Source organism: Nocardioides sp. YIM 152315, assembly GCF_029210375.1.
GTDB lineage: Bacteria > Actinomycetota > Actinomycetes > Propionibacteriales > Nocardioidaceae > Nocardioides.
This window is the reverse complement of sequence record NZ_JARGER010000043.1, coordinates 264,684-286,486: the sequence shown is the minus strand read 5'-3', so window position 1 is coordinate 286,486 and position 21,803 is coordinate 264,684. Positions and strand designations below refer to the sequence as shown.

Here is a 21,803-nt window from a genome sequence, read left to right as displayed (position 1 = left end):
CTGACTCGTGGACATGAGCGCACTGATCTTCGTCGCCCTCGCCGTGGCGTGGGCGGTCTACCTCGTCCCGAAGGCGCTCAAGCACCACGACGAGGACGCCCGCAGCCGCACGGTCGACCGCTTCTCGCACACCTTGCGAGTGCTCGCGCGTCGCGAACCCGTCGACAAGAAGACCGCCCGGCTGGTGACGCCGGAGGGCCGCTCCGTCGAGGTCGAGTCGCAGGTCGAGGTCACGATCGACCGGCACGCCGTACGCGCGGAGAAGCGGGCCGCGAAGGCCGAGCGCAGGGCGGCCCGCGAGGCGGAGGCCGCGCAGATCGCCGCGTCCCTGACCCCGGCGCAGGTCCGCGCCCGTCGGGCCGCCGCCCGGCGCGCGACGGCGCGGCGCCGCAACGTGCTCGGCGCCCTGGTGCTGGTCAACCTCGTCGTCGTCGGCCTCGCCGCCTTCGCGGTCGTCGCCTGGCCGTACGTCGCGATCCCCGCGGTTCTGCTCGTCGCCTGGCTGGTGCTGTGCCGGGTGATGGTCAGGGGTGAGCAGTGCGCGCTCCCCGCCCGGTCCGAGGACCGGACGACGGTCGAGCCGTCGACGGCGCCCACGCCGGTGGAGGCCGAGCACGAGACGGTCGACGAGCCCGACGAGGTGGCCGACGAGCCCGACGAGCCCGACGAGGTCGACCCGATGGAGGACACCTCCGCCGGCATCGCGGCGATCGTCGACCCGGCCATGTGGGACCCGGTCCCGGTCACGCTCCCGACGTACGTCACCAAGCCGGCCGCCACCCGGCGCACGGTCCGCACGATCGACCTCGACTCGACCGGCGTCTGGACGTCCGGTCGCACCGACGCCGACGCCCAGCTTGCCCGCGAGGCCGACGAGGCCGACAAGGCGGCGCGCTCGGGTCGCGACGGTGACGACACGCGCGCGGTCGGCTCTTAGGCCCTAGGCTGCGGGGACATGGACGCCCTCGAGCTCGCCCGCTCGCGCACCTACCCCGTCGGTGTCGCTCGCGCCTTCGACACGCTGCTGCCGCTCCCGCTGCCCCAGCTCTTCGCACGCCGGTACGCTGCGCTGCCCGCCATCCGAGAGGTCCGCGACCACAGCGGCGACCCGGGTGACGCCTGGGGGACCGTGGGGCAGAGCCGCACCATCGTGCTCGCCGACCGGAGCACGATGCGCGAGACCCTGACCTCGGTCGAACGGCCGGACTCGTTCGGCTACCGGATCGACCAGGTCCACGGACCGCTGCGCCCCCTCGCGTCGTCGATCGACGGTCGCTGGAGCTTCGAGAAGGCCGGCACCGGCGTACGCATCACCTGGACGTGGTCGGTGCGCCCGACCTCGGCCGCGACGGCGCTGCTGATGCCGTCGTTCGGCCGGATGTGGCAGGGCTACGCCCGTCAGGCACTCGAGCGCCTGGAGGACCTCCTGCTCACCTGAGGGTCGATTCGGTGACGGCCGTGAGCGGGTGCTAACGTTTCCCACCGCGTCCTCGGACGCGACAACCTGGGGCTGTGGCGCAGTTGGTAGCGCGTCTCGTTCGCAATGAGAAGGTCAGGGGTTCGAATCCCCTCAGCTCCACCAAAATCGCAGGTCAGACGGCAACTCCAAGCTCCTCCCCGAGGAGACAGAGTGAAAAGTCGGCACAAACTCGGCACTTCAGCCATCCACGGCCCGGCGCCTCGGCGTCGGCCGGATTGGTCTCGGCGTCTCTCGGCAGGGCTCGCGCACCTGAGGGTCATGGAGACCACCAACGCGAACCCCGCCCTCGAAGCCGTCCTGTCTATCTCGGAGCTGGCCGCTGACCTCGGCGTCAGCGTCCAGGCGATCTACGACCTGCGCAGCCAGGGCCGCGGACCGCGCGGGTTCCGGGTCGGCCGGCAGCTCCGGTTCCGGATCAGCGAGGTCGAGGCCTGGCTCACCGGGCTTGAGGAGGCCGACCAGCGGCGGCATCCGCGCCGGAGCGCGCTATGAGCGGCGGCCGGCCGCGGACGTCGATCGGCACCTACGGCGAGATCTACGTAATGACCCGCCGGGACCGGTGCGTGGCCGAGACCCGCATCCGCGACGCGGACGGTCGGCTGCGCAAGGTCACCGCTACTGCCGGCTCCCATCGGGCTGCCACGGCCCGCCTCAAGGAGCGGCTGCTCGAGCGGCCCTCCCGCGGGGTGAACGGCGCGCTGAGCCCGTCGACTCCGTTCCCCGCGCTTGCCCAGCTGTGGCTGGCCGACCTCGACCGGCGAGACCTGGCCGAAACCACCAAGAACGGATACCGCGACCACCTGCGCCTGCACATCGGGCCGGCCCTGGAACACTTCACTCTCGGTGAGATCACCACCGGCCGGGTCGAGTGGTTCTTGAAGTCCCAGGCGGCGGTCTCGACCGCGATGGCCCGGCGGTCTCGCACCCTGCTGAATCTGCTGTTCGGGTTCGCGCTCCGCCACGACGCCCTCGCCCGCAATCCGGTCGAGGGCACGTCCCCGCTGCCGTCGATCAAACGCGCCCCTCAGGCGCTCACCCTCGACCAGATCGCGGCGATCCGCGCCGCGGCCGCTTCCTGGCGGACCGTGCCGGGCCTTCCCGGCCCGAAGAGTGACGGCAACGTCCGGGACATCATCGAGGTGCTCCTCGGCACCGCGATGCGCCCCGGTGAGGCGCTGGCGCTGCGTCCCTGCGACGTCGCAGACAGCGACCGCGGGATGGTCGTGCACGTCACCGGCACGGTCGTCTACACACGGGCATCCGGCACCTACCGTCAGCCGCATCCCAAGACCCACGCATCGGCACGCAGCATCCCGGTCCCCGACTTCGCGGCCGAGGTGCTGCGTCGCCGACTGGCCGCGATCGGCCCGGAGGAGTCGGAGCGGACGATCTTCGCGAACCGGGTCGGCGGGCCGTTGAGCCCGTACAACGTGCGCCGTACCTTCCGTGACTTCCTCAAGCTGGCGGGCCTGGACGAGACGGGCATCAGCCTGCGCTGGTACCGCCGCACCGGCGCGACCGTGGTCGCCCGGGGAATGGGTAGCGAGGCCGCGGCCACCTTCCTCGGCCACACCTCGAGCGCGATCACCGAGGGCCACTACATCGAGAAGGACCTCAGCGTCGACCTCACCCCCGCCACGCACTTGCAACGGACGCTGCGCCCGCTCGGACCCGACGGCACCCTGCTCGACCGCCCCGCCGCCCGTGGCGAGGCCGACCTCTTGAAATTCGTCGACCAGGAGACCGACGAGGTGGCGTAGCGGAACCCCGCGATTGAACGAGATCGCCCGAGATGGCCCGAGGAACTGCTACTGGTGCCACGTGATCCTTGCCCCGCTTACTTGAGGCAGGATTGGCCGTTTCGCGCTCAAATTGGTCCTGATTTGGGCCGTTACAAGATGCGGATTGACATCGTTGGTCGCGGATTTCCGCGCCTCGTGTATCACTCTCGTGTATCACTCAGGCAGGGACAGATGGGGTCTGCTGCCTGCTGATCGGCGTCGGATGCCAGGGCCGTCTGCGGGGAAGCGTAGTTGTGAGGCTGGCGGTCAGGTGGATCGGCGACCTGGTCGCTTCGATGGCGGCAGGAGATTCGCCAGCTTCTCGTGCCGAGGCTCGCCTCCCGCCGCATCGGCTGAGGAAATCCTGCGTTCTTCCCATGCCATGAGCTGGTCCAAGCGCCAGCGGTCGGGATGGGTGACTGCAGGCGGGGGCACCTGATTGCGGTCCTTCAGGTTTCGGTAGCCCCTCGTCTTGCCCCATCCGTAGCGTTGCATCACCGCGCTTGCGTCGAGGAAAACGTGCCTAGGATCGGGCCCCGCAGAAGGATCGATATCCCGGAGATCGGCGGGGGTGCTGTTCACGGCCTTGCCTCCATGCGTTCGTGCTCGCCCATCGGGTCAGAGGCTCAGGTCGCTCGTACGGCGCTCAGGTCGATGGATGAGCGCTGAGTGGACCTCGGCCCGTGTCACGCCTGGGGTCGTGATCGTCTGGCTCTGACGAGGGATCAAGTCGCGGATGGTGCCGATCAGGCCGCGGTTGTCTGTGGGGTCGACCGGGGTCATCTGGTCCCGCGCCTTGGCGGCGAGGTCGTCTGTCTCGGCGGGGCGGGGGAGTCGGGTTCGCTGTGCGAACGCGCCGTGGTTCACTCCGTCTTCGACCAGGTCGACGATGTGCTGATCGAGTCGGTCGAACAGCAGTTGCAGACCGCCCAGGACCCGGGGTTCCACGATGGTGTCGACCGGCAGGCGTCGGAGCCGGTCGACGGCGTTGGCCCCTTCTGCGGCCGCCGCGCCGCCGCCGGTGCCGAGGAGTCCGCTGATGCTGCGGAAGTGGCGCTGGAGCTCGGCGTAGACGTCAGCGCGGGTGTTCCAGCGGGTAGCCAGCCGGTCGTCGAGCCTGTTCGCGAAGGGCACGAGGTGCCGCGAAAGGAGCCGTTGGGAATCGATCACGTAGCGCAGGTTGATGGTGCTCGGCAGGGATGACCCGAGCTTGACGACGAGGTTGTGCTCGGCTTGCAGCACCCCAAGGGCGCCCGGCCTTGCGGGCCCGGCGATGGGCTTGACCGGAGGGCGCCACCCGAGCCGGTCAACGGTGTAGTCCGGTCGCCCGAGGTGCACGTCGAGTGCCGCGGCCAGTGCTGCCCACCCGAGTCGAGCGCTGTGGGTTAGGTGTTCCCACTCGGGAGTGTTGCTATGGCGTTGGTCGAGGACGACCAGGGCTTGGACGATCGCGGCGACGTCCGCCACGACCATTTGAGCCTGTGGTGCCGTCATGATCGAGGCAACCGCCGGTGCCGTGTCGTGCTCGGCCAGTGCGGCCGCCCGAGCGACCTGACGCCACAGATCGACGTGCGGGTGACCGGCCGGAGTGGTGAGCTGCTCGAGTGAGGCGCCCGGAGCCGAGTCGCCGGTGAGGGCGAGATGGACCGAGCGGGCGAGCTCGCCAGCCGGCGTCGTGCCGCCGCCGGCGGCGGCCAGGCGGAAGGGGTTGGCCGGGACGGTCGGCTGGTTGGAGAACGTCAGCGGACTGACCGCGTACAGAGCTTGGCCACACCAGCTGAGGACGGTGTGGCGATACTGACGGATCTGCTGTCCGGCCGCGGCACGCTGCGTCGGCGAGTCGCCGAGGCGCCGTTGTACCCGGTGCTGCCGCAAGAGTTCGGCAAGCGGAGCGCGCATCGCGGCGCCGGTCTCGGCGTACATCAGCCGCGTTGCCCGGCGTCTGCGGCGTGGGCGTCGAGAAGCATCCAACAGATCAGCTCGACGCTGAGCGGCTCGACCCCATGCCGGGTCAGGTTCGCGATCGCCACGATGGCGAGCTCGAACCACAGATCGCGGTCGACGTCGGCGGCGTCGACGGCGAGGTCGGGGCTCTGGTCGTCGTGGAGACGGTCGAGCTCGATGAGGACGTGTTCGTAGGCCGAGGCCGCGTCCTCGGCGGCGGCGTGGTCGGCGAGGGCGGCCACGTAGGCGCGGCCGAGAGCCAAGGATCGAGCGTGTTCCAGTTGCATGGTGGCCTCCGGAGAAGTGCTTGCATGTTCAGGAGGATCGCTTCCGACCGCGCACGCCGCACGGCCGTCCTGTGGACAGGTAGCGCCGGTGCAGGCGTGGACGCGACGGTGGAGTCAGCCCAGGAGCTGCTGATCGACGACGGCCTGGATGCGTCGCCGACTGGCTACGTCGGCACGGACGAACTCCTCGAAGTCGGCCGGCCGGTCCTCGATCATCACCTCACCGCCCGACGGTTCGCCAGCCTCGCCCGGCCAGACGCTCTGCCTGCTAGGGCGGTCACGGTCGAGCCGCGTCCCGCAGGCGGACACCCATTCCCGCAGGCGGTGCCGAGCATCGGCGAAGTCGCGCATCCACGCAATCGGTGCCGACGGCGACGCCACCTCGTCGAAGCAGGCCAGGAAGTGCAGGTGAAGTGCGGAGAGCTCCCATATCAGCTCGTCGTGACGGTGCCAGTACGGCGGCACGATCGCCGGCGAGAGCCCGAACGCGGTCTTGAGCCACATCACGAACCGGTCGAGGTCTCGCCACTCCGCCTCAGCCTGGTCGGCGTCGAGGAGGTTCCAGTTGATCGGCCCGGGCGGTTCGTCGCGGCCCATTGCGCTCGACATCACTGACACCGGACGTCAGAAACCGATCGCCGGATCGGCAGGCTTAGTGGCTGGCGACGAAGCATCGGGCGCGAGCCGGCGGCGCTGAACCTCGTAGGCGGTCTTGTTGACGTTGTGTCCGATCTTCCGAGCCACGAACTCCTCCTTGACCACGCTGCCGCCGTCGCGCTCGACCTCGTACTCGTGCACGTAGCCGCTTGCCACGAACGAGTCGCCCTTGCGGAACCTCGCGTGGAGCTCCCTGGCGGTGCTCTCGAAGGCGACCATGTCGTGGAACGTCGGATCGAGCTTGGTCAAGCTCCCGTCGACCGGCTCCTTGCGCCACTGCTCGACCCCGACTCGCAGGCGGACGTACTCCGCGCCGGCGGTGGTGAAGTGAAGGTCCGCATCGGACGCGATGAAACCGGCCAGGCTCATCTGGGTGGGAATGGACATGGGAACTCCCGATCTCTCGCGGCTCCTGCATGGCGCCGCTCCTGTCCCTTCAGGTGCGAGCGCCTCGACAGCGCGGAAGAAGCAGCGCGACGACGGCTCTGATCGGCCGGGCTACTCCCTCGAACGGCTGAACGGCATGATCACGCGCAATCGGGGTAGGACTGCCCTATCAACCTGCCCTCTCGGGAGATCCCATGCGAGTGTCAGTTCCTGGCCGCCGGTTTTCGATCATGCTGTTGACGTCGGTATGTCTAGTGTTCTCGTCCTTTGAGCCTGCCGTTGCCGCTGATCCCGTGGGCCCGAGGGCGACCGTCAAGGGCAACGTGGCCGGTTCGGTCCGGGTCACCGTCCGCCTGCTCGACACCGACTCGGTCCGGCTGTGTCTGAAAGGTCCAGGGGTAGCTGACGGGGTCGCACTTTGGAAGACAGACGGTGCCACTGGGAAACATCGACGTAGCGCGTACCCAGGCACCGGTTGTTCGCGCTTCCACCACACATTCGGGTCGGGGACCGCCGTGCACTACCGAGCTTGCTTCGCGGATCCGCGGCAGCCTCGCAAGCTCTATTGCGGCCAATGGCGTCGAACCTCCGCGACGTAAGGCGATCGCGGTGGTGCGTCCCTGACGAGGAATGACCGACCTCAGGCCGCGCGACTCGCGGCAGACGAGATGCTCGGCCGCGATTGCGTGCCGCTGCCGCCATCTGTCGGGCACCAGCCAGTTGACGAGCCTTCGCTGTTTCAACCTCAAGCAGGCTGGGCATCCCTCCGGCATGACCGAATGGGTCACGCAAGCACGCGCCGCCGATCTCGTTCGGTGCTCCGTCAAAGCCGTCGAGTACGCGGTCGCACAGGGCGCGATCCGACACCGGCCGCACCACGGGCCACAACCGACCGTCGCTCTCGATTCGGCACTCGCCTGGGGCAAGGCCAGGGAACACGCGCGTGCGGCGGTAGCAGCCCGCCGCGAAGCTCAGCCGGAACCCGAGCCGATGGATCCGCCCGAGGACGGCGATGTCTGGCTCGATGTCGCCACCGTCGGTGTCCTCCTCGGATGCTCCGCGCAGTACGTCGGCCGCCTCGCGAAGGAGGGACGTGTTCCCGCTGTTCGTCGCGGACGGCGCTGGTGGATCCGTCGTCGCCACGCTGAGCAGGCCGCAGCCGCGAGAGCATTCACCTTCCGCCGGAACGCGGTCTAGTGATGCCTGACTACGCCCAGTGGATCCTCCTTCTCGCCGGGTTCGCCGTCGGTTGCTCCCTGCTTAACTCCTGGCGTCGGGATCGCCGATAGGACGGGGCGGTCGCCCATCGTCGGATCCGATAACTCAGTTGCGCCGGCAGGCGGCGAAATGACGCTTCCGGAGGTTGCACTACAAACGACGGCAACACCTCGGACGCTGACGCGCTCCGCGCCTAACCAGTCGGCCGGGTCTGCAGTGAGCAGGCCTCCGGCAGGATCCCAATATGACCACGCCCGCCACTCAGACGGCCTAGCGCGAGCTGTCACCCGTTCGTGCAGCAATCCCCACGTAATTGGGACGTCGGGAAGCCGCGTTGAGACCTACGATCGCGCCTGTGGCTCTTCCGCTCACCGCGAGACACCGCCTCACTGAGCCGATTCGGCGCGGCTTGTCAGATCGCCGCTGGCTGGTAGGCAGCGATCACACCCTGCCCATCGAGCCCAGGGTCTGGGCGGCCTATGCCGATGCCGTCAAGCTGCTCATCGGTCAACTGAGTAAGGCGATGTCTCCGCCTCTGTTCGGCCCGGAACGCGGGTTTGATGATCTGCGACGCTCGATGGAAAGCCTCCTTGAAATACGGGACGAGCTTGCGGCGCTCATTGTGGCGCTGACGCCCTTCCAGCCATTTCCGGCTCCTCTCGCACTCGAGTTGGGTGAAGCGGTGGATGCCTCCATCGAGCTGGTGCTGAGCGCGGTCGAAGCTGGCGAGCAGCTCCACCGGGAGCCGGACTTGACGAACTCGGTCGCGCAATGGCCAATGCAGGCTGCAACGGTCGAAGGACACGCCCTCCGCGACACCTTCGTGATGACCCGGGACCCGGTTGACGACGCGCAGGACTTCAGCCCGTCTCGTGTGCTGGAGGCCTACAAGTATGGGTCCAATGGGGGACTACTCCGCGTCTTACTTCCGCACATAGCTTCGCTCGGGATCGAGCCGGTCGACGACGTCCTGACTCTGGTGTGCGTGTGTGGATGGATCGCTGCTTCGCCGAACCCGGTGCAGTCGTACATCGTCATGATGTCGATGCGCGCTCGGCTCGCGGCCGCCTCTGCGCAGGGTTACGTCGAGGTCATCGATGCCATCTTCGAACGCTTGGACGTTCGCGACGAGGCGCTCCGGCAGAGCCGTCGGCGCGCCTACGCTTCGCTGAAGGCCGCGGTAGCCGAACGGGACGCCGAAGCCCAGGCGCATCTGCGCGTAGAGGCGTACAAGCGCCTTCTCGAGGGAGCCGTCCGGGAGTACGTCTGGATGATGCGCGCGCTTCGCCAGGGCACTTGGAGTACGCCACCCACACTCGGCCCGCTGCGGGACGCGGTTGTTGCAGATCGAGACTGGCTGAGCCGGCTCGTCGAGCCAATCCTGTTGACGAAGGTCCGAAACGGTCAGGCCCATGAGGCGCTCGAGTGGGATGGGCGGCGAGGGACCTACGTTGTCGAGCGCGAGACCGTTTCGCCGAGTGAAGTGCGCGAGGCCACGATAGGCGCGGCTGCGCTTGCAAGGGGTTGCGAGGCAGCACTGGCCCACCACCTTGGAAGCACCGTGAAGCCGACGGCTGCACTGCCCATGCCTGGTGAGGTCGGGAGGATGCAGGGTTGGCGCCGGGCCGAAGCGTTCATGGGGACCAACGGCCTTCGCGTGGATCACTTCGGATTCAACTCAAACAGGATCGAGTTGCGTCTGGAGCGCTTCGACCAAGAGGACATCAATCCCTGTTTCGCGGCCATGCTGCTGACGAACCGCGTCCTCCCCGGGTTCGATGAGTTCGAGGTCTACCGGACCGGTGAAGATGACGCAGTGGTCCGGGTCAGCCGTGAAGCGCTCGACCTGACCGACCCTGCTTGGAGCAAGGCCGTGACCTCCTTCGCTGCCCTCCCACTGGGAACATTTTTGCCCGCCAACCTGGATGCTCGGCGACGGCTAGAGACCGAGTCCGTGGCGGTTCGGTCCGTTGCTTGGATGGGAGCGGACGACGTTCTGTCTGCGATCGACGGCGCACCAGTGCTTTGGGACCGAGACACGCTCGAATTGGTACGCGGGCGTGTGAGCGTCGCGGCACTCGCTATCGAGGGATGCCGCATCGCTGCGCCCTCCCAGACAAGGCTCCGAGTACTCGCTGAAACGGTGCACCAGCTCGAAGTTGATCTCGCCGCGCTGGGTCCAACCACGACCTGCTACAGCGTCGATGCCTTTGCCTCCACGGAGCGCATCAGGACCTTCTGGGAGACCTGGGGACCTGTTCTGAGACTTCCGAACGTCTTGACGGCTCGCCGAGAAATCGCACCCGAAGATGACCCCCAGCCCTCGTTGAAGGCCTCGGGAGTGCCGAGGTGGAGCACACTGTAGGCAACCTTCGGGCGAGACCTGGTGAAGGGCAGTGAGACGCTACCGGCCCGGCGGGCCCATCCTTCGTGCGAAGGATGTCCTTCAGGGCCGGTCGACTGGCACGATGAACCCGTGTCGCTCAAGTCCGTTCGCCCGCGTGAAACCTTACACGCGCGCCGGACCAGGGACGGTCAGGCGCTGGACCGAGACGGCGAGGTCTTCGTCCTGATCAACGAGCTGTGTAACCGGGACGGGACCGCATCGCTCGAGGTCATGTTTGAGGATGGCGTCTGGATGCTTGTGGATCGGGCGGACCTTGACATGCTCGATGCCCATTGAAGGTTCGGACACACACCGGCCGATATAGGGTTGGCGTGCGCGCCGTACGGCGCGTCGCATCCCAGATTGAGTGCCTGTGTCCGTACTCTGAACACGAACTTCTTCCCTGTCGGAAGCCTCTGGCAGACTCTGACCGTTCGAACAAGTGTTCGACTCGAAAAGGAGCCTACCGTGCCCAACCTGACCTGCGTCGAAATCTGTGCTGGCGCCGGCGGACAGTCAGTTGGTCTCGAGATGGCAGGCTTTGATCACACTGCGGCAGTCGAGATCGACGCCGACGCGTGTGCGACCCTTCGGCTGAACCGTCCGAAGTGGAACGTCATCGAGAAGGACGTCAAGGACTTCGACATCACGCCCTACGCCGCTGGCCTCGATCTGCTCGCTGGCGGCGTGCCCTGCCCGCCGTTCTCGATTGCTGGGAAGCAGCTTGGGGCGGATGACGAGCGGGATCTGTTCCCCGAGGCCATGCGCCTGGTGCGCGAGGGCGAGCCGAAGGCGGTCATGCTCGAGAACGTCAGGGGCCTGGCGAGTTCTCGCTTCGATAACTACCGAGAGTCGATCCTCGATGAGCTCAGGGGTATGGACTACGAGCCCCAGTGGCAGCTCTTTCACTCGAGTGAGTTTGGCGTTCCGCAGTTGCGCCCTCGATTCATTCTGGTTGCGCTCCAGAAGGACGTAGCAAAGCATTTCTCGTGGCCGACCGCAGTCAAGTCGCCGATGACGGTTGGCGAGGCTCTGCACGACCTAATGGCTGCCGATGGCTGGCCGGGGGCCGAGGAGTGGGCGACCAAGCGAGCAATCGGGATTGGGCCGACGATCGTCGGGGGATCTCGCAAGCACGGCGGTCCCGACCTTGGGCCGACGCGGGCACGCGCGTCCTGGGCCGCGCTAGGTGTTGACGGGCGCGGCATCGCCGATGCCCCGCCCACTGCGAGCGATCCGATTGATCACATGCCGCGTCTCACGCGCGAGATGGCAGCCCGAATTCAGGGCTTCGATCCGGACTGGAAGTTCTACGGCAAGAAGACGGCTGCTTATCGGCAGATCGGCAACGCCTTCCCGCCGCCTGTTGCTGCAGCCATCGGTGGCAGCATCGCAAGCGCGATCCGCGCAGCGAACAAGGCAGACAAGGGAAAGTCGAAGTTGCGCGCAGTCGCAAGCTGACTAGGAACGATTCAGCCGGGCGGCCTGCTCGGCGTCACGGGTCCAGTGCGTCGGCAGTGCGGTCTTTCCGTGCCGCACGTCGTCGGTCTGCCTCCGCTTTGATGGCCGCATGGATGTTCACGGGCCAGGGCGCGGCCTTCACGAAGCGGTAGTACGCCCAGGTGCGCGATCCTTCGGTCTTGCGGTTTTGGTGTTCGTAGTCCCAGCCCAGGAAGCGAAGATCGCGTAGCCGTCGGTTCCAGTCATCCTGGTACTCCTTGGCCGAGGCGACCGCCTCAAGGAGATCGGCGCGGACCCACGCCGGCGACATCACTCGCAGGAATTCGCCGAGCCGCATCCGCGGGTCGGCATGGTTGACGGCGAGCGCGATCTGATCAGCCAGGTGGTCCCACCGCTGGAAGTACTGCTGGCGGCCGGTCGCACAGTCCTCGCATAGCGGTTCCAGGTTCTCCCGCGTTGCCTGGCCTCCCCACCTCATCGGGATGCGCTGAGCGGGCCGGAGTCGCGCTCCGTCAGGGATGGGCCGATCGCCGCACTGAGCGCAGCACTGTGGTGCCAGGACTTCTGCTCGCAGCCGGAGGTCGATCGGCTGAAAGACGGCGCCCTGCTCAATGTGAAGCCACCCAGTCAGGAAGTAGCGAGCGGGCTCGTCATCCGTTGCCACGACCGCGAAGTGCGCTCGGAGCGGAGCCAGGGCGCGGTCAACGTCTTCGGCGTCCTCACCCGCGACGTTCTGAAGGAAGTACCCGATCTCCGTCGCCGTGGGTGGATTCTGTCGACGCCGAAAAAGCAGTCCGTAGAGAGCGATCGAGCGTCCGCCGCTGAGTAGGCCAAGCAGCGTTTCGCTGTCAGGCTCTGGGAGTGGTCGGTCGTCCACCATGGCTGGAACGTAGCCGGCACCATGGCCAGTCAGTTGTCACGCCGCTACCTAGTGGTTCTCGGCAGTTTTGGAGCCGGTTCCGTGATGGATTCACCTGGTCGGGCTACTCGCCACAGGCGACCGTCTAGCTCCACGGTCATCTTGTCGCTCGGGTTGGCAGGCACAACCTGAAAGCTCACTATCTCGCCATCGCGTGGGACTGGCTGACCGAGCTGGCGAGCGACGGCACGGTGGACCTCGTAGTCACCACCGGGAATCAAGTAGCCCTCTGGTCGAAGTGTTGTCCTGGCGCCTCCGTTGTCCCTTGTGCGCGCCATGTAGTCGTCTTGCTGGGCAACCGTTGCCACGGTGTTGCGACCTATGATGCGGCCGGTGACCAGGCGGCAGAGCTCCCTGATCCGTGCCGCTCCATGTCGCGAAGCAAAGATGCGGTCGATCGTGGCTGTGTCGAGTGACAGCAGGATGTTCGGCGGCAACTGTGCATCTCGAAATAGCCATTGAATCTGAGATGTCCCGCGCGGGTTGAGCTGGGTCTTCTTGTCACGGTTGCCCTTCTCGCGTCTGTTTTCGTCGCTTGCGCGCACGACGCCCAGACTCCAGGTGCCCCGCTGGTCGTTGGACGTGGCGACTAGGAGCAGGTGGCCGAAGCACTCTGGCGGGAGCATCCACTGGTTCATGGTTTGCGAGTACTTGCAGTCGATGTCGTGTCCGAGGACTCGGTAGTCCAATGGGCTGTCGTCATCCGGGACATCGTCGATGACATCGTTGAAGGCCCGGCGGAGGTTGATCTCGAACATGCTGCCGTAGTGGGTCTTCTCGGTCTTCATGAGCTGATCCCACCGATACCGTCCGGTGTGCTGCCCGTCGTAGAGCAGGTCGAAGGTCTCGCGGAAGACGTCGGCCAGGCGCTCGCCTGTAGGGTCCGCGCGCAGGAATGCGTTCGCGATCTCGTCGCGTGCCGGGTCAAGGTCGAGCCCTGCGTTGCTGATGCCTGGCAGCTGTTCGTCGGTCACAGGCTGAAGATAGGTGGCTGCGGCCTTGCGGGGGATGTCAGGGTGTCTTGGCCCGCGCCACGGCCTCGACGATGGTGGCCGCCACGGCGTCGGGGTCCTCGTGCTCCCAGAAGCGGAGGACTTGCCAACCGGATGCTGTCAGCTGGTTGGTCGTGTCAACGTCCCGCGCTCGGTTCTTGCTGATCTTGTCTGGCCAGTACTCGACATTGTGCTGCCACTCCCGGCGGCCGTGCTCCGGGCAGCCGTGCCAGAAGCAGCCGTCAACGAACACCGCAATCTTGCTCTTCGTGAAGATGATGTCCGCCTTGCGACGAAAGCTGGCGACCGGTCGAGTCGCTACGCGATAGCGGAGCCCGGCCGCGTGGAGACGCTTACGCACGGCCAGTTCGGGGGCAGTGTCCCGGGATCGGTTCGCCTGCATGTTCCGGCGCCGCCCTGGTGACGAAGCCCAGGAGCCGGCATCGTCTTGGTCTGACGTCACGAGCCGATGATATGTCGGCGTTGCTCGTGTCCTTCTGAACCTTCCTGCGCATCGGACGTCGCGTCTCCTAATGTGAGCGCCATGACGAGCAGCGAGGCGGGCGCCGAGGATTTCGTAGAGGTCGAGGTCGACGATGAGAGCATCGAGGACGACGAGGGACTCTATGAGATGGGCGAGTCGTCTCTTACGTACTTGGGCGCCGACCTTGATGTTCGTGGGCTCGTTCGGCGCCTTGAGGACCGAGACATCTTTGTCCCGCGGTTCGATCCGGACGAGTCCGACGGGTCGACAATCGCCGGCTTCCAGCGTCAAAAGGTCTGGAACAAGCCGAGGATGGAGCGTTTCATCGAGTCACTTCTTCTCGGTTGGCCGGTGCCTAGCATCTTCCTCGTCCTTGACGTCGACCAGCGGTACCTGGTGCTCGATGGTCAGCAGCGTCTGACGGCCCTTCAAGCCTTCTATGACGGGTTGTACCCCGATGGCACCCCGTTCGTGCTTAACGATGTAGCCGAGCACCTGAAGGGTGCCACCTACGAGACCCTCAAGCCGGAGAGCCGACGGCGCCTGGATAACACGTTCATTCAAGCGACGATCATTGAGCCGAAGGGAGAGGACGGTCCGGACTCGGTGTACCGCCTCTTCGGCCGGCTGAACAGCGGCGGCATGATCCTGACGCCACAGGAGGTCCGGGTGGCCCTCTTTAGAGGTGCCGTTCAAGACTTCATTCGAAAGTTGAACCACGACGAAAACTGGCGCAGGTTGTTCGGCGCGCTCCACCCTAGATTGAAGGATCACGAGCTGATCCTCCGCGCGCTCGCCCTTCGGGACGTTGTCGAGACTCTCGATGGCGATTGGACCAACACCGACCTGCGACGCGATGCGTACCGCCCGCCGATGTCAGACTTTCTCAACAGCTACCTACAGCGGAACAGGGAACTGAAGGGCAAGCCGGCTAAGGCCCTCGAGCTTGCCTTCAAAGCGGCGACGCACGCACTCTTCGCTGCGGACGGCGCCGACGCCCTGCGATACGACGGTCGGCTAAACGCAGCGCACGTGGACGCAACCTTGGCGTCGCTGATGTGGCTCAGCCAGCAGGACGCGCTTCCGGCCACAACGTCGTTGCGACGCAATCTCGGCACGCTTCGGAAGTCGAAGACGTACGGACCATTGGTCACGCAGAGCACGTCACACCGCGAGAGCGTCTTCGGTCGACTCGAAGAGGCGCGACGAACGCTAGGCCGGAAGTGACGGGACACTGGGGCGCTCGATCCGAGGCGCTTTCACTGTGGCGGGGACTCGACGCTGAGTACAAGCGTTATCAAGAGGGCGTCAAGATCATCCCAATGGACCAGCTGAGGCTTCAGGATGACTTGCGGCGTTACCTCTGCTTGCGGTGTGCGGGTTTTCTCGAGCAGGTCACCTTTGTCGTAGTCCACGACTACCTCGCCCAGCACGGCCATGGCCCTACGCTGGCGTTCGCGAAGTCGTGGTTCGAGCACGCCCCGAACCTCGGTGCGAGTGCCTTCATCAAACTGGTTGGACGCTTCGGTAGCACTTACCAAACCTCGTTTGAGACCTTCCTAACGCCCGTGAGGAAGGCGACGTTGAGCGATCTTCTTGACGTGCGCAACGACGTCGCGCACGGCAAGCACTTTGCGGGCCAGAAGCTCAATCCGGATCGATACGTCCGGCTCTGCGAGGAGATCTATGACTGGCTCATCGAAACGTTCTTCGGAGACAGTGTCGAAGTCTTGGACGACGAAGGGGTCGAGGTCGTCGGGTACGAGCGGACGCGGAGCTGACGGACCTAGATCATCTCCGTCGAAGATGGCGCGTCGATCTCGGCGATGAGGAAGCCTGCTCCGTTTAGCGCAGCGTCGAGGTAGGAAGACACGTTCATCAGCGCTTGGTGGAAGGCTGCCGCGTCGATCCCTCTGAAGTTGGACAGTGTGCGCTTGCCGTTTTGATGCGTGGCGTAGCGGAAGTGCTGCGCATCGGGGTCGAGCGTTGAGAGCTGGCTTAGGACTCGACCAACGACCGCACGGTCCTTGTCATCCTCTGGAAAGACCTGCGCGATCTTGGGGCCGACGGCGGCCCACAGCTTCGTGAGCGAGTGCTGATAGATCGAGGGATCTGAGATCTCCTCGCCAAGAAGTTGCTCAAGATCCGGAAGAAGCACCTTGAGCTGCAGTTCGAGGTGGTGGCGCCACAGACTTGCGAACGGATACAGGAGGCGCTCATCGACGCGCTCACCCTCGATCAGACGTTCGCCTACGATCTGGGCGGCGGCGCGAAAGCCTTCAATACGGGCGAAGTCTCCGGAGAATTGAGTTTGGATAGGAGCCACCAGCCCGCGGGTGCCGGGCGCTGGTATAAGGGTGTCAGCGTTGCTCGGCCAAGACAGATCTAGGTCTGTAAGACATTCAAGGCCTTCCGGCCGGTCCCGATCCATGCCGTTGAGCCTATGGCGCGCACCATGAGCTCCCTAAGGGTTATCGACCGGCCATCTGCCGTGCCGATCTCAGCTAGATGGCATGCCAGTCATGTGGACCCCGCATCGCGACACCACGCCGCTTTAGGTGGTTGTGGATCGTGCTTAGTCGAAGCCGAGGCGGTCGCCGATCCGTGCTGCTGACACACCGGAGGCATAGAGCTGGACTGCCTCGTCGACCTGAGGCTCGGAGATGGTGCGGAGGTTCCGAATGGTCACGCCTTCCCGGCGTAGCAGCTTGCTGATTGCTTCCCTACGGACGTCGTGCTGACAGGCCAGGCTGGCCATCCGTGGCGCCGGCTTCGTAAGCCTCGGCGATCGCCTGCCGCTGAGAATCCGTGAAGCGGAAGCCGCGGGCCGACGTCCGGACGGGTGCCGTCCGACGAGCGACCGGACCAGCGGACGGAACGGAGGCCAAGGTGTTGACAAGCGTCAAATTTGTTTCGAACGTTGTCCCGTTAGGGCCACCTGAGCGGACAACCACCGACGACGGGAGGTCGCGCCAGCGTGTCAGACGGCGTGATCCGACGCTGCATCTATCTGGGATGAGGCGGCGCATCTGGGCTGCCTGTGTTAGTGCGTTGCTAGCGGTAGGTCCATCGCCGGAGCTTGGTGATGATCGGCGGAGCGGTCCGGAGGAGGACGAGGCCGGTGCCGAACGGGAGGGTGCGGATGCGTTCGGGCGGCATGATCGGGACCCGACGGGTGGAGCGCTGAAGCGAGCGGGAACCGTAGTCGCCGATGGTGGTGGTGTCGGTGCGCTCGTCGCGGTCGCCGATGAGGGTGGAGAGTTCCTGGAGGTCTTTGGAGGCGGAGGTGCCGCCGAGGATGACCTTGACGATGGAGGCGTCCCAGATGGCGCTTGCGGCGTGGTCACCCCAGCGGTTGCGTGCCTGAGACAGCGATTGGAGGACCGGCATGGTGGTGATGCCGGTGCCGCCGCCTTCGGCCATGAGCATCGGCAACGAGGGGAGGGGGGCGAGGTTGCCGATCTCGTCGAGGGCGAGGAGGAGTGGTGGGTCGAGTCGGGCGCCTGGTGACGATGCGGCCAGGTGGCGGGCGGTCTCGGTGAGGTCTTCGACGAAAGCGGCGACCAGGGGCCATGCGGCGCTCGCGCCGGCTCCGGTGGCGAGTAGGTAGAGGGTGCCGTTGTTGGTCAGGAAATGAGTGGGATCGAACTCTTCGCCCGGGGGCGGGCTGACGGCGTCGAGCACTTGAGGGTCCGCGAGGCATGCCATGGCCTGAGAGACGGCCATCCAGATGGAGTCGCGGGTTCTTGGGTCGCTCTCGATCATGCCGCGCAGTGAGTCGGCCCAGCCGGGCGCGGCGCCTGTGTGGCTGGCGAGGATGCCGACGGCGTCCATGGCAGCTGTCGCCGAGAGCGACCATTCGAACAGGACCCGGGTGGGGGGCCGGTCGAGCGCTGCTGCGTGGAGGAGGGCCTGGATGGCGGCGCGGGCTCGGCCCTCCCAGAATCCGCCGGAGTCGGTGCCGCCTGCTGTGAGTCCGGTGGATGAGGCGAGGCCGGTGGCCCTGATCATCGCGGTGAGCGGGTCCTCGCAGCCGCGGATCGGTGACCACCGGACGGCAGCGCCTTCGACCGCCCCGAGGCCGGCGGTGAGGCGCTGCGGGTCGAATACCGCGACCGGACCTCTCGCCCGGCGTGCCGCGATGGTCGTAGCGATGTTGTCCGGCCTGGTGGAGGTGGTTACGACGGCGCCGGGGGCGTCGAGGATGGAGTTGATGACCAGGTGGAGTCCTTTGCCGGAGCGTGGTGGGCCGATGACGAGGATCGAGTCCTCGACCGAGGCCCAGATTTCGCGCCCGTGGCTGGTGCCGATCAGGTAGCCGACGTCTTCGGGTTCGGCGCGGCTGAGGGATGGGCGCAGGGTGCCTGCTCGCTGCAGGAGCGCCTTGCGCGAGGCGGTGGAGTCGATGTCCCTGCGGTCGGCGGTGCCGGCGATGCGGCGGGGATCGTGTCTGCTGCGGTGCCGTGCCCGCGCGAGGACTGTCCAACCGGCGCAGGCGAGCGCTGCCAGCGCGGCGACGAGAATGATCAGGGTCGCCCAGTAGGCGACCGGGGAGATACCGCTGGCGCCTAGTGCCGCACCTGGCGAGCTCGGCTGGGCTAGGACCCCCAACCCTGCGGCGAGACCGCCGGAGGGCTGCGGGGACCGCGTGGTGAACGCGGCGATCGACCCGGCCGCGCGGAGGAGGCACGCGACGACGAAGGCGCCACAGATGAGGGCCAGTGCGGCGTTGGTGAGCTCGTTGTCGACCGACTGGCCGCGGGCACTCATGTCGGCTCGACCGCCGAGACCTCCTGGACCTCGGCGATGGCCGCAGAGGTCATCCCGACTAGCAGCATCTTGATCCCCGACCTGGCCAGAAGTGCGGGTGGCAGCTGGACGGCTGTCAGCCCGTCGGCGCTGGCTGTCTGGGTGCACACCACGTAGGCGACAGCGACCACCTCGCCGGGCCGGAACCCGGCACCACTGAGACCGGGTGCGCTGGACGCTGCGAGTGTCGTTTCGGGCGCCAGGGCTGGCGTCAGGTCTGGCGTCCGGTCTGGCGGTGGGGTGGTGTCTGCTGCCGGGGGCAGGGCGATGTCGGAGTACGTCGTCCCGTCGTGCTCGCGGACCTCGATACGGACCGGGCCGCCGAGCTCGGTCGTGATCTCGTCGAGAAGGGACCGGAGGTCGCTACGGGCACACTCCCGCCCGGCGCGATGCGGCTCCCCGTCGACGTCGATCTCCAGGTGACCATGGGCGTCGATGGTGACGTAGACGGTGCGGAGCACGGCGGGGATCTTCATAGCGTGACCGCTGTCTGCTCGCGTTGCATCCGTGCGGCGACCGTGGCGACTGGTGGCGTAGTGGTCTGGTGGCCGGGTGCGTCGCGGTCGAGTCCGGGCGGGTTGCCGTCGCCGATCTTCGCTGTGTCGAGCTGTTCGAGGACGCCGAGCGCGGTGGCGCGGACACGGTCGGCGGTCGTGGCGATGACCTCAGCTGGCGTCTTGCCGGGCACGGTGGCTGCCCAGGTCGAGACGTAGGGGACGGTATAGGCAGACGTGTCCAGGCCGTGGGCGGCGCCGACCATCAGCGCGACCGACTCGGCCTCGACCTCGGCGATGCCGCGGTGCAGGGCCGCGTCCGCGGCGACGTCGGTGGTGGCCGCTGCTGTGACGCCGCTCGCGCCCCCGCCCTGGGCAGGCGCGTGGAGGAGGATGTGGCCGAACTCGTGCGCGAGGGTCTTGACCTGGGCGGCGTCGTCCATGTCCATCCGGATCGAGACCTCGCGGGTGAGGAAGTCCGTCACTCCGTTGGCTCCGCCGATGGGTTCCGCCGTCGAGACGAGTCTGAGCTCGTATCCGCGGGCGGTGATCTGGTCGGCGAGTCCGTCCCACAGACCGGTGGGTGCTTGTCCCTGAAGGGGGGTCGGGTGGGGGAGCTCGGGGAGTGGTTCGCCGGTGGTCTGGGAGACGTCCCACACGTGGGTGGGTTTGAGCCCGACCAATTTTGACCTCACGGTCTCACCCGCACCGGGTTTCTCGCCGCGCGCGAGGCGGTGCCACGACCCGGGGTCGGACGGGGTGCGGGAGGCGAACCGGGCGGTGACGGGCGCGAGGATCCCGTACCCGTGCTGTCCTTTCTCGACGTGACGGCCCAGCGAGCGCCACTGGTGGAAGCCGGCGACGTAGGTCGGGGCCGGGTCGGGAACACGGCCTTCCTGGTGGGCGGCGTAGTGCTGGGCGTAGATCAGCATGGTGTTGTTGAAGCTGCGTGCGCGGAACTGCGCGGCGAAGGTCAGCGCACGCTTCCAGTCCTCGCCGGTGACGAGCGCGGCGACGGACTCGGACAGCTGCTGATGGAGGGCCTCGAGTTTGGCCTCGCGTGAGGGCCGCACCTGGTTGTCGGTGTTCATAGGGACGGTCCTCCCGTCATCTGGCCGCCTGTCTGGCCAGCTGCCTGGCTGGTTGTCTGGCCGGTCATGCGACCGGTGGTGTCGAAGAGGTCGAGCTCGGCGGGGTGCATCTGGTGCTGGACGACGAAGGAGCGGTGCTTGATCCGCCACAGGCCTTGGCCCGTGCCGAGGCTGGGGATGAGGGCCTGCTCTGTGCCGGTGAGCCCGAGGGCTGCGGCGGTGGCGCCGAGCTGGTCGGACTCCTGGCGGTACACGATCCGGGTCTCGGCGTTCGCCAGCAGCGAGGAGGCCAGCGCACGCATCGCAGAGCCTGAGTCGCCGACGCTGTCGAGGTCGGTGAGCTTGTGGAAGATCAGCATGTTCGCGATGCCGTAGTGCCGCGCCAGGCGCCAGTGGGCGTCCATGCGTCGCAGCAGGGCGGGGTGGGACATGAGCCGCCAGGCCTCGTCGTAGACCACCCAGCGTTGGCCTCCGGCGGGGTCGAGGAGCGCGGACTCCATCCACGCCGACGCGCAGGTCATCAGCACCGAGATCAGGGTGGCGTTCTCGGTGACGCGGGACAGGTCGAGGGAGATCATCGGCAGCGTCGGGTCGAACGTGACGGTGGAGGCTCCGTCGAAGAGGCCGGCGAGGTCGCCGGCGACAAGACGTCGTAGTGCGTGGCCGACGAGTCGCCCGTCCTCGGCAAGCCGCCCATCCGGGTCGTCTGCCGGCTCGGGGGTGAGGATGCGGTTGACAACCATGGGGAGGACGGGTACGTCGGCGGTGCGGACGGTGCGGTCGATGGCGATGTCGACGGCCGTGTGCTCCAACGGTGTCAGGCGCCGGTCGAGGACGGTCTCGGCGAGCGCGCCGACGAGGTCGCGGCGCCGGGAGGAGATCTGGCTCGCCCATTGGGCGTCGTCGAGACCGGAGGGCCGGTGGCCCTCGTCGAGGGGGTTGAGCCTGTTCGGCATCCCGTGGCCCAGGGCGATGGCGCGCCCGCCGACGGCCTCGGCGACGGCGGTGTGCTCGCCCTTGGGGTCGCCAGGTACGTAGACCCGGCGACCGAACGGGATCGACCGGGTGTACAGGCTCTTGGCCAGGCAGGACTTTCCCGATCCGACGATGCCGGCGAGGACGACGTTGGGTGCGGTGATGTGGCCGCGGGCGTAGAGGATCCAGGGGTCGTAGACGAACGAGGAGCCGGAGTAGAGGTCCTGGCCGACGAAGACTCCCTCGCTGCCGAGCCCGCCCTCGGCGAGGAACGGGTAGGCGCCCGACAGCGTGGCCGAGGTGTCCTGGTGCCGGGGGATCCGCAATCGTCCCGGAGTGCGCAGCGCGGCCGGACCCGCCTCTCCTCCGCGGGGGAGCATGACTGTCGCCTGCTTCTCGGCGGTGAGCTCATCGGCCAGGAGTCGAGCCTGGGTGCGT

Annotated in this window: 22 protein-coding genes and 1 tRNA gene; 11 read left to right on the top strand and 12 right to left on the bottom strand. The window is 66.9% G+C overall.

Features of this window, described 5'->3' with window-relative positions; translation table 11 throughout:
* The first annotated feature begins 13 nt into the window (after positions 1-13).
* From PZ894_RS20260 to PZ894_RS20240, 5 genes are all read left to right on the top strand, one after another.
* On the top strand, positions 14-937 hold the full coding sequence (locus PZ894_RS20260) for a hypothetical protein (RefSeq protein ID WP_275747588.1): 924 nt from the start codon (positions 14-16) through the stop codon (positions 935-937).
* 18 nt (positions 938-955) lie between these two features.
* Positions 956-1,438: an SRPBCC family protein gene (locus PZ894_RS20255; RefSeq protein ID WP_275747586.1), complete on the top strand. Its 483-nt coding sequence runs from the start codon at positions 956-958 to the stop codon at positions 1,436-1,438.
* Between the two features lie 68 nt (positions 1,439-1,506).
* A tRNA-Ala gene (locus PZ894_RS20250) sits at positions 1,507-1,582 on the top strand.
* Between the two features lie 156 nt (positions 1,583-1,738).
* Complete coding sequence (locus PZ894_RS20245; RefSeq protein WP_275747585.1) at positions 1,739-1,972, top strand: helix-turn-helix domain-containing protein; 234 nt, start codon at positions 1,739-1,741, stop codon at positions 1,970-1,972.
* The gene (locus PZ894_RS20240; protein ID WP_275747583.1) at positions 1,969-3,240 is read left to right on the top strand and encodes a tyrosine-type recombinase/integrase; all 1,272 of its coding nucleotides are present in this window, start codon (positions 1,969-1,971) and stop codon (positions 3,238-3,240) included. The genes PZ894_RS20245 and PZ894_RS20240 overlap by 4 nt, the downstream gene beginning before the upstream one ends.
* Positions 3,241-3,879: 639 nt before the next feature.
* Here the strand turns inward: PZ894_RS20240 and PZ894_RS20235 are convergent.
* The 4 genes from PZ894_RS20235 to PZ894_RS20220 all read right to left on the bottom strand — a co-directional run bounded on the left by PZ894_RS20235 (position 3,880) and on the right by PZ894_RS20220 (position 6,536).
* Positions 3,880-5,184, bottom strand: a complete 1,305-nt coding sequence (locus PZ894_RS20235) for a hypothetical protein (protein ID WP_275747582.1) — start codon at positions 5,182-5,184, stop codon at positions 3,880-3,882.
* Positions 5,184-5,468 carry a hypothetical protein gene (locus PZ894_RS20230; protein ID WP_275747581.1) on the bottom strand — a complete coding sequence of 95 codons (285 nt, stop codon included), beginning with the start codon at positions 5,466-5,468 and terminating at the stop codon, positions 5,184-5,186. Before PZ894_RS20230 ends, PZ894_RS20235 begins: the two co-directional genes overlap by 1 nt.
* A 138-nt stretch (positions 5,469-5,606) precedes the next feature.
* Positions 5,607-6,101, bottom strand: coding sequence for a hypothetical protein (locus tag PZ894_RS20225; RefSeq protein ID WP_275747580.1), 495 nt, complete (start codon positions 6,099-6,101; stop codon positions 5,607-5,609).
* A gap of 15 nt (positions 6,102-6,116) precedes the next feature.
* Entirely contained in the window at positions 6,117-6,536 is a 420-nt protein-coding gene (locus PZ894_RS20220; RefSeq protein ID WP_275747579.1) for a single-stranded DNA-binding protein, read from the bottom strand.
* A 630-nt stretch (positions 6,537-7,166) separates the two neighbouring features.
* On the opposite strand from PZ894_RS20220, the gene PZ894_RS20215 reads away from it, so the two are divergent.
* The 4 genes from PZ894_RS20215 to PZ894_RS20200 all read left to right on the top strand — a co-directional run bounded on the left by PZ894_RS20215 (position 7,167) and on the right by PZ894_RS20200 (position 11,601).
* The gene (locus PZ894_RS20215) at positions 7,167-7,733 is read left to right on the top strand and encodes a hypothetical protein (protein WP_275747578.1); all 567 of its coding nucleotides are present in this window, start codon (positions 7,167-7,169) and stop codon (positions 7,731-7,733) included.
* A gap of 376 nt (positions 7,734-8,109) precedes the next feature.
* Complete coding sequence (locus PZ894_RS20210) at positions 8,110-10,119, top strand: hypothetical protein (RefSeq protein ID WP_275747577.1); 2,010 nt, start codon at positions 8,110-8,112, stop codon at positions 10,117-10,119.
* A gap of 111 nt (positions 10,120-10,230) precedes the next feature.
* Positions 10,231-10,437 (top strand): hypothetical protein, encoded by a 207-nt coding sequence (locus PZ894_RS20205; RefSeq protein WP_275747576.1) that lies wholly within the window; start codon positions 10,231-10,233, stop codon positions 10,435-10,437.
* Between the two features lie 171 nt (positions 10,438-10,608).
* Positions 10,609-11,601, top strand: coding sequence for a DNA cytosine methyltransferase (locus PZ894_RS20200; RefSeq protein ID WP_275747575.1), 993 nt, complete (start codon positions 10,609-10,611; stop codon positions 11,599-11,601).
* 34 nt (positions 11,602-11,635) lie between these two features.
* Here the strand turns inward: PZ894_RS20200 and PZ894_RS20195 are convergent, their stop codons facing one another.
* From PZ894_RS20195 to PZ894_RS20185, 3 genes are read right to left on the bottom strand one after another with little or no spacing between them, the layout of a single operon-like run.
* Positions 11,636-12,481, bottom strand: coding sequence for a hypothetical protein (locus PZ894_RS20195; protein ID WP_275747573.1), 846 nt, complete (start codon positions 12,479-12,481; stop codon positions 11,636-11,638).
* Positions 12,482-12,525: 44 nt separating this feature from the next.
* The gene (locus tag PZ894_RS20190; RefSeq protein WP_275747571.1) at positions 12,526-13,494 is read right to left on the bottom strand and encodes a NaeI family type II restriction endonuclease; all 969 of its coding nucleotides are present in this window, start codon (positions 13,492-13,494) and stop codon (positions 12,526-12,528) included.
* Between the two features lie 37 nt (positions 13,495-13,531).
* Positions 13,532-13,975, bottom strand: coding sequence for a very short patch repair endonuclease (locus tag PZ894_RS20185; protein WP_275747569.1), 444 nt, complete (start codon positions 13,973-13,975; stop codon positions 13,532-13,534).
* A gap of 81 nt (positions 13,976-14,056) precedes the next feature.
* Between PZ894_RS20185 and PZ894_RS20180 the strand changes: the two genes are divergently transcribed.
* On the top strand, positions 14,057-15,223 hold the full coding sequence (locus tag PZ894_RS20180; protein ID WP_275747567.1) for a DUF262 domain-containing protein: 1,167 nt from the start codon (positions 14,057-14,059) through the stop codon (positions 15,221-15,223).
* A gap of 95 nt (positions 15,224-15,318) precedes the next feature.
* Positions 15,319-15,777, top strand: a complete 459-nt coding sequence (locus tag PZ894_RS20175) for a hypothetical protein (RefSeq protein ID WP_275747565.1) — start codon at positions 15,319-15,321, stop codon at positions 15,775-15,777.
* A 5-nt stretch (positions 15,778-15,782) separates the two neighbouring features.
* Here the strand turns inward: PZ894_RS20175 and PZ894_RS20170 are convergent, their stop codons facing one another.
* The 5 genes from PZ894_RS20170 to PZ894_RS20150 all read right to left on the bottom strand — a co-directional run bounded on the left by PZ894_RS20170 (position 15,783) and on the right by PZ894_RS20150 (position 21,745).
* Entirely contained in the window at positions 15,783-16,427 is a 645-nt protein-coding gene (locus tag PZ894_RS20170) for a hypothetical protein (RefSeq protein ID WP_275747563.1), read from the bottom strand.
* 623 nt (positions 16,428-17,050) lie between these two features.
* Positions 17,051-18,766, bottom strand: coding sequence for a type IV secretory system conjugative DNA transfer family protein (locus PZ894_RS20165; RefSeq protein ID WP_275747561.1), 1,716 nt, complete (start codon positions 18,764-18,766; stop codon positions 17,051-17,053).
* Positions 18,763-19,266, bottom strand: coding sequence for a hypothetical protein (locus PZ894_RS20160; protein WP_275747559.1), 504 nt, complete (start codon positions 19,264-19,266; stop codon positions 18,763-18,765). The genes PZ894_RS20165 and PZ894_RS20160 overlap by 4 nt, the downstream gene beginning before the upstream one ends.
* A gap of 11 nt (positions 19,267-19,277) precedes the next feature.
* On the bottom strand, positions 19,278-20,390 hold the full coding sequence (locus PZ894_RS20155; RefSeq protein ID WP_275747557.1) for an ArdC family protein: 1,113 nt from the start codon (positions 20,388-20,390) through the stop codon (positions 19,278-19,280).
* Positions 20,387-21,745, bottom strand: coding sequence for an ATP-binding protein (locus tag PZ894_RS20150; RefSeq protein ID WP_275748044.1), 1,359 nt, complete (start codon positions 21,743-21,745; stop codon positions 20,387-20,389). The genes PZ894_RS20155 and PZ894_RS20150 overlap by 4 nt, the downstream gene beginning before the upstream one ends.
* Between the last annotated feature and the right edge of the window lie 58 nt (positions 21,746-21,803).